The sequence below is a fragment of the Streptomyces sp. NPDC008125 genome, from assembly GCF_042957125.1.
In the GTDB taxonomy this organism is placed as follows: Bacteria; Actinomycetota; Actinomycetes; order Streptomycetales; family Streptomycetaceae; genus Streptomyces.
The window spans coordinates 1-16,331 of record NZ_JBIBHR010000011.1 but is presented as its reverse complement, the minus strand read 5'-3'; the positions used below and the strand labels follow the sequence as shown (position 1 = coordinate 16,331).

At 74.0% G+C, this 16,331-nt stretch carries 11 protein-coding genes, 1 tRNA gene and 1 pseudogene; 4 read left to right on the top strand and 9 right to left on the bottom strand.

Annotation, left to right across the window (positions count from 1 at the left end):
• Window positions 1-11: 11 nt before the first annotated feature.
• Complete coding sequence (locus ACFZAX_RS19655) at window positions 12-1,565, top strand: FHA domain-containing protein (protein WP_390963051.1); 1,554 nt, start codon at window positions 12-14, stop codon at window positions 1,563-1,565.
• Window positions 1,566-1,605: 40 nt separating this feature from the next.
• Here the strand turns inward: ACFZAX_RS19655 and ACFZAX_RS19650 are convergent, their stop codons facing one another.
• Both ACFZAX_RS19650 and ACFZAX_RS19645 read right to left on the bottom strand, forming a co-directional pair.
• Complete coding sequence (locus ACFZAX_RS19650) at window positions 1,606-2,595, bottom strand: methyltransferase domain-containing protein (protein WP_390963050.1); 990 nt, start codon at window positions 2,593-2,595, stop codon at window positions 1,606-1,608.
• A gap of 71 nt (window positions 2,596-2,666) precedes the next feature.
• Complete coding sequence (locus tag ACFZAX_RS19645; RefSeq protein ID WP_390963049.1) at window positions 2,667-3,563, bottom strand: LysR substrate-binding domain-containing protein; 897 nt, start codon at window positions 3,561-3,563, stop codon at window positions 2,667-2,669.
• Between the two features lie 269 nt (window positions 3,564-3,832).
• Between ACFZAX_RS19645 and ACFZAX_RS19640 the strand changes: the two genes are divergently transcribed.
• Together ACFZAX_RS19640 and ACFZAX_RS19635 are read left to right on the top strand one after the other, a co-directional pair.
• Window positions 3,833-5,242: an MFS transporter gene (locus ACFZAX_RS19640; protein ID WP_390963048.1), complete on the top strand. Its 1,410-nt coding sequence runs from the start codon at window positions 3,833-3,835 to the stop codon at window positions 5,240-5,242.
• Window positions 5,243-5,282: 40 nt separating this feature from the next.
• Window positions 5,283-5,687, top strand: a complete 405-nt coding sequence (locus tag ACFZAX_RS19635) for a globin (protein WP_390963047.1) — start codon at window positions 5,283-5,285, stop codon at window positions 5,685-5,687.
• 45 nt (window positions 5,688-5,732) lie between these two features.
• On the opposite strand, the gene ACFZAX_RS19630 is transcribed toward ACFZAX_RS19635, so the two are convergent.
• The 7 genes and pseudogenes from ACFZAX_RS19630 to ACFZAX_RS19600 all read right to left on the bottom strand — a co-directional run bounded on the left by ACFZAX_RS19630 (window position 5,733) and on the right by ACFZAX_RS19600 (window position 15,889).
• Entirely contained in the window at window positions 5,733-6,470 is a 738-nt protein-coding gene (locus tag ACFZAX_RS19630) for a hypothetical protein (RefSeq protein WP_390963046.1), read from the bottom strand.
• Complete coding sequence (locus ACFZAX_RS19625; RefSeq protein WP_266704383.1) at window positions 6,467-6,889, bottom strand: thioesterase family protein; 423 nt, start codon at window positions 6,887-6,889, stop codon at window positions 6,467-6,469. The genes ACFZAX_RS19630 and ACFZAX_RS19625 overlap by 4 nt, the downstream gene beginning before the upstream one ends.
• Window positions 6,890-6,894: 5 nt before the next feature.
• The gene (ettA, locus tag ACFZAX_RS19620; protein ID WP_390963045.1) at window positions 6,895-8,559 is read right to left on the bottom strand and encodes an energy-dependent translational throttle protein EttA; all 1,665 of its coding nucleotides are present in this window, start codon (window positions 8,557-8,559) and stop codon (window positions 6,895-6,897) included.
• Between the two features lie 436 nt (window positions 8,560-8,995).
• Window positions 8,996-10,471 (bottom strand): Cys-Gln thioester bond-forming surface protein, encoded by a 1,476-nt coding sequence (locus tag ACFZAX_RS19615; RefSeq protein ID WP_390963308.1) that lies wholly within the window; start codon window positions 10,469-10,471, stop codon window positions 8,996-8,998.
• A 675-nt stretch (window positions 10,472-11,146) separates the two neighbouring features.
• Window positions 11,147-11,512 (bottom strand): annotated as a pseudogene (locus tag ACFZAX_RS19610) (single-stranded DNA-binding protein); the annotation flags it as partial.
• A 235-nt stretch (window positions 11,513-11,747) separates the two neighbouring features.
• On the bottom strand, window positions 11,748-13,682 hold the full coding sequence (locus ACFZAX_RS19605) for a GTPase (RefSeq protein ID WP_390963307.1): 1,935 nt from the start codon (window positions 13,680-13,682) through the stop codon (window positions 11,748-11,750).
• A 560-nt stretch (window positions 13,683-14,242) separates the two neighbouring features.
• Window positions 14,243-15,889, bottom strand: a complete 1,647-nt coding sequence (locus ACFZAX_RS19600; protein WP_390963044.1) for a dynamin family protein — start codon at window positions 15,887-15,889, stop codon at window positions 14,243-14,245.
• A gap of 317 nt (window positions 15,890-16,206) precedes the next feature.
• On the opposite strand from ACFZAX_RS19600, the gene ACFZAX_RS19595 reads away from it, so the two are divergent.
• A tRNA-Arg gene (locus ACFZAX_RS19595) sits at window positions 16,207-16,279 on the top strand.
• Window positions 16,280-16,331: the final 52 nt, after the last annotated feature.

Below are 16,331 nucleotides of genomic sequence, written 5' to 3'. Positions count from 1 at the left end.
GAAGCGCCGACATGCCGACCTGCCCGAACGGACACCAGTCGGGTTCCGAGGACTGGTGCGAGGTCTGCGGACACCGCATGGCCGGAGCCCGCCCGCCCGGTGCCGTGCCCCCGCCTCCCCCTCCGCCGCCGCCCGCGCCCGGGTACGGCTACCCGCAGGGCTCCGGCCCCGGCTCTCAGCCGACCGCCGGCGTCGAGCTCTGCCCGCAGTGCCGCACCCCGCGTGAGCCCGGGGGGCCGTTCTGCGAGGAGTGCCGGTGGAACTTCCTCACCAACACGGCCACCTCGTACACCCCGCTGGCTCCGCAGCCCGGCGCCGGTGGCGGAGCCGTGCCCGGCCTCAACCTGCCGCCGGGCTTCCAGGCGCAGCCCGGCCCCCGGCAGGCACCGCCGGCCCCGCAGTCCCAGGGCCCGCAGTCCCAGGGCCCGCAGCCTCCGCAGCCGCGTGACCCCTTCGAGTACCAGGGTTCGCGCCCCTCGCAGTTGAACCGCCCGGCGGAGCCGCTCGTACCGGATCGCGACGGACGGCAGGCGCCGCCGAGCGCGTTCCAGCAGGGCCCGCCGCCCTCCGCCTTCCAGCAGGGCCCGCCACCCCCGGCCTTCCAGCAGGGGCAGCACGGCCAGCAGGGGCATCCCGGGCAGCCGAACCCCCAGGGCGGGCCGGGCCCGCAGCCGCCGTTCCCGCAGGGCGGGCAGCAGTTCCCCGGCCACCCCGGGCAGCCGTCCTTCCCGCAGGGCCAGCAGGGCCAGCAGGGCGGGCCGGGCCAGCAGGGCGGGCCGGGCCAGCAGGGCGGGCCGGGCCGGCAGCAGGGTGGTCAGCAGGGCCCGCCGGCCGGGTTCCAGCAGGGCCCGCCGTCGGCGTTCCAGCAGAGCGCGCCGCCCGCGCCCGGTCCGTCCGCGCCCGAGGCGGACGACTGGATGTTGCCCCCGCCCTCGCAGGGCCGGGCCGGGGCGCAGGCGGGTGCGCAGGCGCCGCACGCCCCCGCGCCGCACCAGCAGCCGCAGCAGCAGCAGCCGCACGCTTTCCAGCAGCAGAGCCAGAGCCCCCAGGGGGCCTTCCCGCCGCCGTTCCCCGGTCAGGGCGGCTTCCCCGGCGCCCAGGCGGGCCCCGGGGCGCCGGGCGGTCAGGCGGGTCCCGGTGGGCAGGAGCCGCCGCGGCCGGCCGTCTGGACCGCGGTGATCGCGCCGGACCGTGACTACTTCCTGGCGATGATGCAGCGCAGCGGCCCGGAGGCGACCGGGCTGAACCTGCCCGCTTACTCCCCCGAGCAGCACCTCGAACTCGCGGGCAGCCAGGTCACCATCGGGCGCCGTCGGCACTCCACCGGCGAGTCGCCCGACATCGACCTGGCGGTGCCGCCGGAGGACCCGGGCGTCTCGCACCAGCACGCGGTCCTGGTGAAGCAGCCGGACGGCGGCTGGGCGGTGGTGGACCAGAACTCCACCAACGGCACCACGCTCAACGGCGCCGAGGACCCGATCCAGCCCTACGTACCGGTGCCGCTCCAGGACGGCGACCAGGTGCACGTCGGGGCGTGGACGACGATCACGGTCCGCCGGGGCTGACCCGCCCCGGCAGTACCCCGCACGTATGGCTTCCGGCCTCTCACCGCTCCTCGTGACCGGTGAGGGGCCATACGTACGGGCCCTCCGGGTCGTCCAGCCAGGCCCACTGCCGGCCCCGGTCGACGGTGAGGCCGAAGCGTTCCCGGTCGGGGCGTCCCTCGCCCTCCCAGAGGTTCATCGCCTCGTCCGCGCCGAGCGAGCCGCCCGCCAGGGTGAGCAGGAACGAGTAGAGGTCGTTCCCTGCCGTGTGCCGGGCCGGGCCGCCGTGCCGCTCCGGCGTCCCGCGCAGCGGCACGAAGAACGCCGGGGTGTGCAGGAAGCGCCCCTCGGCCCGCCGCCCGCCGGCCGTCTGCCGTACCCGGAGCGAGATCAGCCCGGTGGCGAAGGGGGCCAGGATGCGCGCGTCGGGGGCGCACTGGGCGAGCCAGTCCTCCGGGATCAGCGGCAGGGTGCAGGTGGCGACGATCCGGTCGTACGGGCTCCGCCCGGGGCAGCCGCGTGCCCCGTCGCCGGTGACGACGGTGGGGCGGTATCCGGCCGCGGCGAGGTGGCGGCGGGCGGACTCGGTGATCTCCGGGTCGAGGTCGACGGTGGTGACCGACCGGTCGCCGAGCCGGTGGGCGAGCAGGGCGGCGTTGTAACCGGTGCCCGCGCCGATCTCCAGCACACTCTGGCCGTCGCGCACGTCCAGCTCTTCGAGCATGAGCGCCATCAGTGAGGGCTGGCTGCTGGAGGAGACGAGTTCGCCGTCCTTCATCCGGGTGGCCAGCGGGCCGTCCGCGTACGCCCCGCGCAGCCACTGCTCGCGGCGTACGGGGTCGGCGTCCCCGCACCAGAGGCGTACGTGGCCGAGGAGCCCGCCCTCGTAGTAGTACGGCACGAACAGGTGGCGGGGCACGTCCTCGAACGCCGCACGCCAGGCGGGGTCGCGCAGCCCGCCGCCGGCCACGATGAGCCCCACCATGGCCTGGCGGGCCGCCGCCGCCTCGGCTTCGAACGGATCGCGCGCCGCGTGCTCTGGTCCACCCATGCCTCCACTCTCCTGCGGCGGCGCCCGGCGGGCGAGCGGCGGCTGCCCACCGGGTCCGTCGGCCCGGTCCGTCATGGCGAGGGGTGGGCGGCGTGGGCGGCGGCGTACAGGATGTCCCGCAGGCCGGGCAGGGCCTCGCGGTCCTCGCGCCAGACGAGGCGCAGGCTGAGGTCGGGCAGGGGAAGTCCGAGCCGGACCAGGGTGCCCGCCCGCAGGCTGTCGGCGACCGCGAAGTGCGGCAGCAGCGCGATGCCGAGGCCGTGCTCGGCCCAGGAGCGCATCACCGTCACCCCGCCGGCCCGGACCCGCTCGGGGCCGGTGCCGAGGATCTGGTCACCGGCCATCCGGAACGAGCACTCCGGGACGTTGACCAGGAGCCGCTCCCGGCCGAGGTCGGCGGGGACCAGCGCACTCCGGCCGGCCAGCGGGTGGGCGGGAGCGGCGACCAGGGCGAGCGGGACCGGGTCGAGATCGACGAAAGCCAGCGGTTCGGCCGGCGGCGGGAAGCCGAGGCCGCCGATCTCCTCGCCGGAGTCCAGCAGCAGCGCGGCGTCCAGCCGCCCCGCGACGACGTCCGCGAAGAGCGCCTGACGGCTGCCGTCGGCGTGCACCTCGACGTCGGTCTCGGGCCGCCGCTCGGCCAGCCGGGCGAGGACCAGCGGGACATGGGAGCCGGCCAGCGTCTCCAGCGCGCCGAGCCGCAGCCTCCGGCGCTCGGCCCGGACGTCGCGGACGGCCCGCTCGGCCGTGTCGAGCAGGGAACGCGCCCAGCCGCGCAGCCGCTGCCCGGCGGCCGTCGGCGCCATCCCCCGGGGCCCCCGGTCGAACAGGGGTACCCCGAGGGCCGATTCGAGGGAGCGGATCTGTTCCGAGACCGAGGAGGGGGCGAGACCGAGCGCGACGGCGGCCGCGGTCACGGTCCGGTGGTCGAAGACGGCTGCGAAGACCCTGAGTTGGCGTAGCTCCATGACGGAGGAGAACGCGGGTGAGCGTTCGGGGATTCCGAACGCCCCGTGCGGACGAGCCGGTGGAGCTCTCGCCCCGCGACGGCCAAGGTGGGCTGCCTGCACCCGAGTTCGCCCGAACGTCCCGCACGCTCCCGGCTTCCCGGCTTCCTGGGCCGGGCTTTCCCGCCTGCCCGCCCCTGCCCGCCCCTGTCCGCCCCTGCCCTCAACTCCCGACTACCGACCCCCAACCACCGACTCCCGACTCCCGACTCCCAGGAGGACTGCCCGTCATGACTGTCGTCGATCCACCCGCATCCCCCGGCCTCTCCTCCCCGAAGAGCCGGAAGGGCCGGCGGACCCGTGCGCTGACGGGCATTTCGCTGGGCTACTTCATGGTCCTTCTCGACACCACGGTGCTCTCCGTCGCCGAACCCGATCTGGCCTCCTCCCTGGGCACGTCGATGGCCGGACTCCAGTGGGCGGTCACCGGCTACACCGTGGCCTTCGCGGCGCTGCTGCTGTCGGCGGGGGCCGCGGCCGACCGGTTCGGGGCCGACCGGCTCTTCCGTGGCGGTGTCGCGGTGTTCGTGCTGGCGTCGGTGCTCAGCTCCGTCGCCCCTGGCCTGACCGCGCTGCTGCTGCTCCGGGCGGTCTCCGGCGCAGCCGCCGCGGCGTGCGTGCCCGCCTCCCTGGCGATGATCGGCCGGCTCTACCCGGAGCCGGCCGCACGGGCGCGTGCCATCTCGGTGTGGGCCGCGGTCAGCGGGGCGGCTGTCGCGGCCGGCCCGCTCGTCGGGGGTCTCCTGGTCGAGGCGGCCGGGTGGCGCGCGGTGTTCCTGGTCAACGTGCCCGTCGGGTTGGTGGCGCTGGCCCTCACCCGGGGGCGTTCGGTGGCCTGCCCGCGCGGTGACCGCCCTCTCGACTGGCCCGCGCAGGCGGTCGCCGCGGTGGCGCTGGCGCTCCTCACGGACGCGCTGATCGCCGCCGGGGCGCGGAACACGGGCCACGCGGTGTGGTCGTCGGCGGGGTTCCTCCTCGCGGCGGTCACCTTCCTCGTACGCGAGCGGGGAAGCCGGTCGCCGGTCCTGAACCGCGCGCTGCTGCGGTCCGCCCGGGTACGGGCCGGTCTCCTGGCCGGCGCGGCCGTCGGCTTCGCGCTGGCCGGCGCGCTCTTCGTACTCCCCCTGCTGCTCCAGCGACAGTGGCACCTGAGCGCGTGGGAGACCGGGCTCGCCTTCCTGCCGCTGACGGTCCCCTTCGCCGCCAATCCGCCGCTGACCGGCCGGATCGTGGCGCGCAAGGGCCCCCGGCTCCCCATCCTGACCGGTCTGTCCCTGCTGACCGCCGGGGGTGCCGCGCTCGCCTTCCCGGCCTTCACCGGGGTCGGCTTCCTCTGGCTCGCTCCGGGCCTGCTGCTCACCGGCTTCGGGATCTCCTTCGTGCTGCCGGCCCTCGCCGCGGCGGTGGTCGGCGCCGCCCCCGAAGGGACCGCGGGCTCGGCCGGGGGCCTGCTCAACGCGGTACGCCAGGTCGGCGCCACCCTCGGCGTCGCCCTCATGGGCGCCGCCGCGGCCGCGCACGCCGGCTGGTCCCTGCTTTTGTCGGCCGGGATCTGCGCGCTCGCCGGACTCGTCTGCGCGTGGGCCCGTCCCGGCGCCGGGCCGAGGGGGTCGCAGGACCGCGGGCCCCAGGGGTCCTAGGACCCCGGACCTGGGCCGGTACGTCTGCGACCATGGAGACGTGACAGAGAACCCGCACGACACGCTGCAGGAGCAGACCTTCTACGAGCAGGTCGGCGGCGAGGCGACCTTCCGGCGTCTGGTGCACCGCTTCTACGAGGGAGTGGCCCAGGACCCGTTGCTGCGGCCGATGTACCCGGAGGAGGACCTGGGCCCGGCCGAGGAGCGGTTCGCGCTCTTCCTGATGCAGTACTGGGGCGGCCCCCGGACGTACAGCGACCACCGCGGCCACCCCCGGCTGCGGATGCGGCACCAGCCGTTCCGGGTGGACCGGGCGGCGCACGACGCCTGGCTCGCCAACATGCGGGTGGCCCTGGACGAGCTGGACCTCGCCCCCGAGCACGAGCAGCAGCTGTGGTCCTACCTCACGTACGCGGCGGCCTCGATGGTGAACACGGCCGGCTGACGTACCCGCGCGGGTGTTTCAGCGCCGGGCTCCAGCGCGGGTGTCTCAACGCCGGCCCACCGACACCTGGAGCGCCCCGAGCCCGCCGCCGCCCTCGGCGCGCAGGGCGACGGAGCCGTACGGGGTCCGCAGCCGCAGCCAGGATCCCGCCGACAGCAGGCTCACCGGGAAGTCCGGCTGGGGGCGGAGAAAGCCGAGCGACTGGGCCGCGTGCACGGCGCGCAGCGGGAGCGGGGTCCCGCCCACCGGCCGGGACCAGATCTCGCGGCCGATCACGTCGCGTTCGGCCCGAGTGCGGTGCTCCTCGGGGAGCGCCTCGTCGCGGGCGCGGAACTCGCCGACGGCCGTGGTCAGCATCGTCCGCAGTTCCTGCGGGCCCGGCAGACCCGGTATCTCGCGCCAGGGGCCGCGGGGCGGCAACAGCCCGGCCCAGGGCGGTCCGGTGACGGGGGCGGGCAGGACGCCTGCGCCTCCGTCGCCGTCCTCGGGACCTTCGGGGCCTTCGTGGCCTTCGTGGCCTTCGTGGCCGAGGCTCTCCAGGAACTCCCCCGCCGACACGGTGACGTCGAAGGCCCCCGGGCTCCCGGTCGCGGCCAGGCGTGCGGTACGGATCGCCAGCACGTCGAACGAAGGCGGGCGCCCGAACACGGCCAGCGCCCCGCCGGCCGCCTGGAGGCGGACGGCGGCGGCGCGGTCGTAGTGGAGCAGCCGGCCGAGGAAGGCGGCGAGGTCCGCCGCCTCCCTCGTGTCGGCGAAGAGCACGGAGTGCACGGGCACGGTCATGCCGCGGCGGGCTCCTGCTCCATGTACTCCTGGAGGAAGAGCTTCTCCTCGGCGGAGATCCGCCGGGGCCGCCCTTCCACCAGGTTGTAGGGCACGACGACCGTGGAGGCCCGCACGTACACCAGATCCGCGTCCTTGATCTCGTACGCGATCGTCAGGGACGCCGCGCCGATCTTGGTGACCCAGGACTCGACGGTGACCGGTGCGTGGCGGTGGACCAGCGGCCGGAGGTAGTCGATCTCGTGGCGGGCCACGACGGAACCGCCCGCGAAGGACGGCGAACCGTCCCCGGGCGCCAGCCGGAACATGAAGTCGATGCGCGCCTCCTCCAGGTAGCGGAGGAAGACCACGTTGTTGACGTGGCCGAAGGCGTCCATGTCCGACCAGCGCAGCGGGCAGGGGTAGAGGTGACGGGCCACGGTGATCAGCCCCGGGTGAGCTTCTTGTACGTGGCGCGGTGCGGGCGGGACGCGTCCGCACCGAGGCGCTCGACCTTGTTCTTCTCGTACGACTCGAAGTTGCCCTCGAACCAGTACCACTTGGAGTCGCCCTCGTACGCCAGGATGTGCGTGGCGACGCGGTCCAGGAACCAGCGGTCGTGGGAGATGACCACAGCGGCGCCCGGGAACTCCAGCAGGGCGTTCTCCAGCGACGACAGGGTCTCGACGTCCAGGTCGTTGGTGGGCTCGTCGAGGAGGAGCAGGTTGCCGCCCTCCTTCAGCGTCAGCGCCAGGTTCAGGCGGTTGCGCTCACCACCGGAGAGCACACCGGCCGGCTTCTGCTGGTCCGGTCCCTTGAAGCCGAACGCGGAGACGTACGCCCGCGACGGCATCTCGACCTGGCCGACGTTGATGTAGTCCAGCTCGTCCGAGACGACGGCCCAGAGGGTCTTCTTCGGGTCGATGTTGGCGCGGGACTGGTCGACGTACGAGATCTTGACGGTCTCGCCGATCTTGACCGTGCCGGAGTCCGGCGTCTCCAGGCCCTGGAGCATCTTGAACAGCGTGGTCTTGCCCGCGCCGTTCGGACCGATGATGCCGACGATGCCGTTGCGGGGCAGCGTGAACGACAGGTCGTCGATCAGGACCTTGTCGCCGAAGGCCTTCGAGAGGTGCTCGACCTCGACGACGATGGAACCGAGGCGCGGGCCCGGCGGGATCTGGATCTCCTCGAAGTCCAGCTTCCGCATCTTGTCGGCCTCGGCAGCCATCTCCTCGTAACGGGCGAGGCGGGCCTTGGACTTGGTCTGGCGGCCCTTGGCGTTGGACCGGACCCACTCCAGCTCTTCCTTGAGCCGCTTGGCGCGCTTCTCGTCCTTGCGGCCCTCGACCTTGAGGCGCGCGGCCTTCTTGTCGAGGTACGTGGAGTAGTTGCCCTCGTACGGGAGCGCGCGGCCGCGGTCCAGCTCGAGGATCCACTCGGCGACGTTGTTGAGGAAGTACCGGTCGTGGGTGACGGCGACGACCGCACCCGCGTACTTCGAGAGGTGCTGCTCCAGCCAGTTCACCGACTCGGCGTCGAGGTGGTTGGTGGGCTCGTCGAGCAGCAGCAGGTCGGGCGCCTCGATGAGCAGCTTGCAGAGCGCCACGCGGCGCTTCTCGCCACCGGAGAGGTTGGTGACGGGCCAGTCGCCGGGCGGGCAGCCCAGGGCGTCCATGGCCTGCTCCAGCTGGGCGTCCAGGTCCCACGCGTTGGCGTGGTCCAGGTCCTCCTGGAGCTTGCCCATCTCTTCGAGCAGCGCGTCGGAGTAGTCGGTCGCCATGAGCTCGGCGACCTCGTTGAAGCGCTTGAGCTTGCTCATGATGTCGGCGGCGCCGTCCTGGACGTTCTCCAGGACGGTCTTCTCCTCGTCGAGCTTCGGCTCCTGCATGAGGATGCCGACGCTGAAGCCGGGCGAGAGGAAGGCGTCACCGTTGGACGGCTGCTCCAGGCCGGCCATGATCTTCAGCACCGTGGACTTGCCGGCGCCGTTGGGGCCGACGACACCGATCTTCGCGCCGGGCAGGAAGTTCAAGGTGACGTCATCGAGAATCACCTTGTCGCCGTGCGCCTTGCGCGTCTTGCGCATGGTGTAGATGAACTCAGCCAAGAGAAACCGTCCGGCAGCAATAGAGGTGTGGGCAGATACACCCCATCTTGCCTGACGACAAGCCCACGGGGGAAACCCGTCCCACCCGGGGCCGCTGACCTGGGCGGCGGCGGGGGGCCTCGGGCGGCGGCAAAGGCGACATCGCCGGACGAGACGCCACTGGCAGCGGCCGGAAACCGCTGGAAGCCGATGGAAACCGGCGTCGGACGACCGGAGCGCGGGGTGCTCGTTCGGGTGCCGGGGGTGCGTGTGCGGGTGCGCGCGGGTACGTACGGGTGCCTCGGGTCGGATACGTGCGAAGGCCCCGTTCCCCCGGGGAATCCGGCGGAACGGGGCCTTCGGTCGTACGGTCCTGCGGCGGTGCGGCACTCCTGCCGTCGCACCGTCCCACCGTTACGGCGTGGTGCGCGCGGTCACCGCGCGCACCTGGCGGCCACTACTGGGCGCCGGCAGCCGACTTCTTGCGGCGGAGGAAGACCATCGTGCCGATGCCGAGGAGGACGAGCACGACGGCGACGCCCGCGATGACCGGGGTCGCGCTGGAGCCACCGGTGGCGGCGAGGTCGCCCTCACCGCCGCCGGTCGTGTCGGCGGCAGCGGCGGTCGCGACGGGGCTCGGCGAGGCGCCGGCCTGCGTGTCGGTGCCCTCGTCGCCCGGGGCGGGGGTGGAGGCGGTGACGCAGTCGAGCACGCCCTTGAAGTTCTGCTTGAAGTCGTTGTCGACACCGCCGAGGGTGATGTCGTACGCCTTGTCCTCACCGACCGGGACCGACACGGTCTTGGTGCCACCGGCCTCGACGGTGAAGTCGGTACCGGCCTCGAACGAGAACCTGAACGGCTGGTCGCCGCTGTTGGTCACGGTGAAGTCCACGCTGCCCTTGGCGCAGTTCTTCTGCGCGGTCACTGCGGGAACCGGGCCCTTGGCGGCCCAGGTCGCGGTGGCCTGCGCGGAGACGACGGACTCGCTGGAACCGGCCAGGATCTGCGTCTGGCTGGTGGTCGTCACGCCGGTGAAGACGCGGCCGACCGGGACGGAGGTGGTCGCCTGCACGGTGAGTGCGGCGGTACCGTCCGCGGCGCCCTTCGGCACGTCGAAGTAGAGCTCGGTGCCGTCGGTCGCCTTCGAGACGGGGTTGCCGTCCTTGTCGGTGATCTTGATGCCGCTGGCGACGGCGTCGGCGGGCGGGGCCACCGCGGCCTCGGCCGCGTCGGTGTGGACGGTGACCGGGCCGAGCGGGCCGCCGGCCTGGCCGGAGACGACGGCGGGGCTCACGGTGAGGGATGCCTGGGGCTCGGCCGAGTTCTTGGCCGCACCCTGGAGGTAGTCGGCGAGCTTCTCGGCGTCCTCGTTCACCGCGGTGACGTCGGCGTTGTCCGAGAACCGCCAGATGGCGACCTGGGTACCGGCGGCCGCGGTGCCTTCGGTGAGCGAGTCGGCGCCGGCCGCCTTGGCGAGCGAAGCAAGGTCGTCGACCTGCGGGTAGGAGTGCTGAAGGATCCAGCGGATGCGGCCGGCGTTCTCGTTCTTGCCGAGCGAGGACTGCGCCCAGGGGGTTTCCTTGTACTCCGCCGCCGGCTGGGTGGGGTTGTGGATGTCGATGCAGTAGGTCTTGAGCTTGCCGCCGCCGTCGACGGTCATCTCGAAGAGACCGGCGGAAACTCGCAGGTCGTCCGCTCCGGCTGTCTTGATCACGGCTTTGTCGGACGTCTTCAGCCCGTCCAGGACCGCGGTCGCGCCGCCCTGGTGCGCAGGCGCCTCGTCGGCCGCCGCCGTGCCCGCGCCGGTGAGGGCGCCGGCCGCGACGAGACCGGTGACCAGTGCGGTGGAGGCCAGGCGGGCGAGCCCGTGGCCCCGTCCCCGCAGCGACCGACGTGCGGCCCGACCGGCGCCGAGGGCCGGGTCGGACGATATGTCGGAACCTTGAAGCGCTGAAATCTCAGAAAACGCAGAAGTCACAGAATTCCCCTCCGGGGCGGAGCCCTCGCGCTCGGTGCGCGTGTGGGGAGTGCCCCGCCGAAAGACTCAAGTGCCCATGAGTACGGGGGGAATCCTATGGACGGGGGCCAGAACCGCTCCCCCGTCTTACGGTCGCACAACCATTCCGAATCGCAATCGTTATCGCCGTCACTCCCGCCCCACGGCGTACGACGAAAACCATCAGCACCCCGTCACCAGCCGTGCACCGAGCGCTCGTCGGAGCACGCAGCGCACCGACGCGCGCCCCGCATACCGTTACTGACGGCCCGTCGGCTCGCGTGAGCGTCTCGCCGGACGAGGAACCCCTGCCGCCCCGGGACGGCCGCCCTCCTCGTCGACGGGCCCGAACTCCCAGGAGGGACCGCCACCGACCGGTTCGCTCGCGAAAACCGGACCGTCCGCGTCCTGTCCTCCCGCCCCCGCCGGCCCACCTCCCGGACCTCCTCCCGGACCTTCCCCAGGGCCCCCTCCCGGTCCTGCGCCGACTCTCGTACGCACCCCCTCACCTGCACCGGCGCCCTCTCCCGTACCCATACCCGCGCCCATGCCCGTACCGCCCCCCGAATCCAGCCCCGCACCCGCAGTCGTACCTGCCTCAGCGCCGAACGACGGCTCGCGTCGCGCCGAGCGCCGGAACGCGGCGGAGCCCCGGTTCAGGTCGTGGCCCACCACCACTGCTTCGACGTCCACGAACGTCCGGCGCGCTCCCTCGCGTTCCTCCTCCCGCACCTTCAGCCGGCCGTGCACCAGCAGCGGTTCGCCCACGGCGACGGAGGCGGCCACGTTCGACGCGAGGCTCCGCCAGGCCCACACCGTGTAGAAACTCGTGTGCCCGTCGGCCCAGAGCTGCTTCTCCCGGTCCCAGCGGCGCGGTGTCACGGCGAGGCGGAACCGCGCCATCCCGCCCGAGGCCGTCTCGCGGAACTCCACCCCCGTCGCGGCATTGCCGACCAGGGTCACCAAGGTCTCGTTCATGTCCTGTCCCCCTCTTCGCTTGCTGTCCGTGCGGGCGAACCCGCCGGGTGCGAGCAGCCGGGGGTACGAGGTCGCCCTCGCGTACGCCCCCGGAACACGGGAGAGCCCCGCGCACCGGTGGGTACGCGAGGCTCTCCCCGCTCCCCCGTGCTGCCGCCTCCACCGCTCCCGTGTGCGGGCCGGTGCGAGGACTCCATGCTGGACGAGGTGCGGCGATCCCGCCGGGGCCTGTGGATTACCGGCCGGTTGTGGACAACTCCGTCACCGCCCCGTACCGCTCGCGCACTTCGCGGTACCGGGCGAGTTCGGCGGCCACCGGGTCGAGGACCCTGGCGCGACCGCATCCGGCCGCCGCGTCCCGCAGCCGCCGCTCGACCTCCTGCCCGTACCGCCGGGCCGGCCCACGCGCGGCGGCCGCGCACGCCCACTCCACCAGCGGTCCGCCGACGACTCCGGCGAGCATCACGAGCGCGGGAACGACGAGTCCCGGTTTCAGCACCCCGGCGATCTGGCCGACCAGCCACAGCCCGCCGAAGATCTGCAGCAGGGTCATGGACGCCTGGACGACCACCGCCGCCGGCCACCACTTGGGGCGCGGCGGCTTGGCGGGCCGGCCGAGCAGCACGGGTGAGCCCTTGACACTGCCGACCCCGGTCTCCGCCCCGGCCCCCCGGGACCGGTTGCCTCCGAACCGCCCCGGGCCGCGCGTACGGCCGCCCCCGTCCGGCTTCGCGGCCCCGTCCGCCGAGCCTGCCCCTGCCGTGCCGGCCCCCGCTGCGTCGGCTCCGGCCCTCCGGCCTCGGGCGGGGGCGGGGGCGGCCGAACCCGCCTTCTCCGCCAGCTCGTCCAGCGCCTCGGACAGCCCCATCGCCCCGTTGTACGCGGCCTCGCGCACGGCCTGCGCCCACGGGTCCGGGAGCCCTCCGGCGGCGTCGTCGGCCACCACCCGTACCGCCTGCTCGACCCGCTGCCGCGCGGTGGCCTCCTCTTCCTCCCGTGCGGGTGTGAGGACCTGGCCCATGCGCTCCAGGCCGCCGAGCCTGCGCGTCGACTCGTACCAGCGCCAGAGCCGCAGCCACGGGGTGCCGCAGGCGCGGCCCGCGTTCCGGCGCCACTCCCGCTCGGCCGCCTGTCCGGCGGCCGAAGCGCCGACCGCGTCGGCGAGCCGGTCGGTGAACTCCTCCCGGGCCCGTTCCCCCAGCCCGGACCGCCCCTCCGCGACGTACACCGGGCGCAGCCGCGCGGCGGCGGCGTCCACGTCCGCGGAGAGCCGGCGCTGTGCGGCCGTACGCTCCTGGACGAACTTCCCCAGCAGCTCGCGCAGTTCGCCGACCCCTTCGCCGGTGAGGGCGGAGAGGGCCAGCACGGTGGCGCCGGGGTCGCCGTGCTCGCCCACCGCCATGCCGTCCTCGTCGAGCAGCCGGCGCAGATCGTCGAGGACCAGGTCGGCGGCTTCGCCGGGCAGCCGGTCGATCTGGTTGAGCACGACGAAGCTGACCTCCGCATGACCGGCGAGGGGGCGCAGATAGCGCTCGTGCAGGGCGGCGTCCCCGTACTTCTCCGGGTCGACGACCCAGATCACCGCGTCGACGAGGGCGAGGACCCGGTCCACCTGTTCCCGGTGCCCGGCGGCTGCCGAGTCGTGATCGGGGAGGTCCACCAGGACGAGCCCCTGCAGCGCCGCGTCGGCCGCCGCCGTCCCCGCATGCGGCCTTCGGCGGAGCCGTCCGGGGATCGCCAGCCGGTCGAGGAGCCCGGCGGCCCCGTCCGTCCAACTGCACGCGATCGGGGAGGAGGTGGTCGGCCGCCTCACCCCGGTGTCGGAGATCTGCGCTCCGGCGAGGGCGTTGAAGAGGGAGGACTTGCCGCTGCCCGTCGCTCCGGCGAGGGCGACCACGGTGTGCCGGGAGGAGAGCCGCTGCCGCGCGGCGGCCTCTTCGAGCACCCGGCCCGCCTCGGCGAGCGTCCCCTGGTCGAGCCGCGCCCGGGAGAGCCCGACCAGCTCGCGCAGGGCTTCGAGCCGCGGCCGGAGCGTGCCGCCCGACGGTACGTACGCCTCGACCTCGGGCCCCGGTTCGTCCTCCGGCACGGCCGGCTCGCGCTCGGCGGCCTTGGCCGCCCGGGCCGCGGCCCGGCGGGCGATGAGCCCGTCGTCCCAGTGGGAGGGCACGCCCGCCGGTGTGACGGCGGTGTCCCGCGGGTCGGGGTCGCCCGCCGGTTCGGGCACGTCCGCCGGCGCCCCGGGTACGGCGCCCGATGCGCCCGGTTCGCCCGCTTCGTCCACCGGCCCGTCCGCGTCCGCGTTCCGGTGCGGGCTCCGGTCCGGGCTCCGGTCCGGGCTCCGGTCCGGGCTCCGGTCCGGGCTCCGGTCCGGCTTCGGGTCCGCGTTTCGGTCCGGCTGCGGGCCCGTCGTTCGCTCCGGCTGCGGGTCCGAGTTTCGGTCCGACCTCCGGTCCGCGCGTGCGGCCCCCGGCACCTTCGGATCGCCGACGGCGGGTGCCCCGGGCCCGGCCCCCTCCCCCGCGGCCCCCGAGGCCCCCGACGCCGTGGACGCCGTGGGCTCCTCCGGTGTCCTGGACACCTCCGACGCTTCGGACGTCTCCGGCGCCGTCACGTCACTGTCGCCCCCGCCACCCGCATCGCCCTTTCCCTGGCCCTTCTCCCGGCCCTTCTCCTGGCCCCTCCCCCGGCCCTGATCGCCCTGCTCCCGGTCCTGATCCACGACGGCAGTCATCGCTGCCTCCTCTCCCTCTGCAACACGGACAGTGCGGCGATCAGCTCCGCCTGCGGTTCCGGGGCGATGTCGAGTGCGTCGAGCGGGGCGAGCCGCCGCTCCCGCTCCACCCGCAGCACCTGGTCCAGATAGCTGGTGAGCAGGGCCCCGCCCTTGTCCCGCAGCCTCAGGGCGCCCTGGGCGCCGATGCGTTCGGCGAGCTGCTCCCCCGCGGTGCGGGCCCGGCGCCCGCCGAGCAGGGCGGCGGCGAGGAGCGCGGCGACGGTCTCCGGGTCCGGCGCGACACTGCGGTCGAGCCGGCCCACCTCCTCCTCGGCCAGCTCTTCGACGACCCGCCGCCACCGGCGTACCGCCACGGCGATCCGACCCTCGGCGTCCTCCGCCGGGCCCCAGCCGCCGCCCTCCCGGCCCGCGCTCTCGAAGCGGAACGCCGCTGCGGCCGGATCCCGCCGCCAGGCCGCACGGATCTTCTCGTCGGCGGCGGCGACGGCGCACTGGACGAGTGCCACCAGGCTCTCCACCAGTGCTTCCAGCACCTCGCAGGCCGAGCTGTCCAGCGGGTACCCGCGCCAGCGCGTCCGGGCGTCGCCCGCCAGCACGGCACCGTTGCGGAGCCGTCGGCGGATGCGCTCGGCCTCCTTCTCGTACGCGTCCTCCACGGCGCCGGTGAGTCGTACGGCCGCCGCGTACTGCTGGGCGACGGCCCCGGCCAGCGCGGGCATCCGCACGCTCAGCGAGTCGATGACCCCCGCCGCCGTGCGCCCCACCGCCTGCTGCCGCGCGGCGGGGTCCTGGGCCCGGTGGGTGAGCCAGGCACGCAGCGGGGCGACGGCGGTGGTGGGCAGCAGCCCGCTGGCACCGCCCGCCGACTCGGGGAGCTCGGGGATGGTGAAGCGCGGTACGTCCCCGAGCCCGGCGCGGGTCATCAGCGCCGCGTACTGGCGGGAGACCTCGCCCACCACCTGGTGCGGCACCCGGTCGAGCACGCTGACCAGCGAGGCGTCGTACTCCTTCGCCGTACGCAGCATGTGCCAGGGCACCGCGTCGGCGTACCGGGACGCCGTGGTCACCATCACCCACACGTCGGCCGCGCAGATGAGTTCGGCGGCGAGGACCCGGTTCCGTTCGACGAGCGAGTCGATGTCGGGGGCGTCGAGCAGCGCGAGCCCGCGCGGCAGGCTCATCGCCGTCTCGACCCGCAACTCCTGAGCGGCGCCCCGCGACCGGCCGACACCCGCCTCCTCGATCCCGTCCGCCCCGGCCCCACGCCCCGGCGGCAACCAGACCCGGGTCAGCTGGGGCAGCACCCGTACGTCGGCGAACCAGTGGTGGTCGTCCGGGTGGCAGACCAGCACCGGCGTACGCGTCGTCGGCCGGAGCACGCCCGCCTCGCTGACCCGGCACCCGACGAGCGAGTTGACCAACGTCGACTTCCCCGCCCCGGTGGACCCGCCGATCACCGCGAGCAACGGCGCCTCGGGCGCCTTGAGCCGGGGCAGCAGGTAGTCGTCGAGCTGCGCGAGGAGTTCGTCCCTGGTCTGGCGGGCCCGTTCCGATCCCAGGAGCGGTAGTGGGAGACGCACGGCAGCGACACGGTCGCGCAGGGCGGAGAGTGCGTCGATGAACTGAGGCCGTACATCCATGGTCACCACATGCGAAGAATGCCCGCTTTTGGCGCCTTTTTGAAGCGTATGGCCACCCGTGCGCGGCGGTTCCACCCCGAGGGCAGGCGGGACATGCACAGCGCGGGCATAACGAGTGCACAACACCCGCGCGATCCGGCCCGAAAACCGGTGCGTGATCCGCACCCAGCTGCGATTATCGGTTCGCTTCACCGAACCTCCACAAGGTGCCACGCAGGCGAAGCAACCGGGACACCGCGACAAGAGCCCTATCCTTGTCCCGGCACGGCGAGGGACTCCCCCACCACAGGGCTCCCGTCCGCCACGGCCCACACCCGGCCCCCGTAGCTCAGTGGATAGAGCAGGCGCCTTCTAAGCGCTTGGCCGCAGGTTCGAGTCCTGCCGGGGGCACACACCTAGCCTCACCTGCGGAAACGCGGGTGAGGCTGCTTTTTTGCGTCCA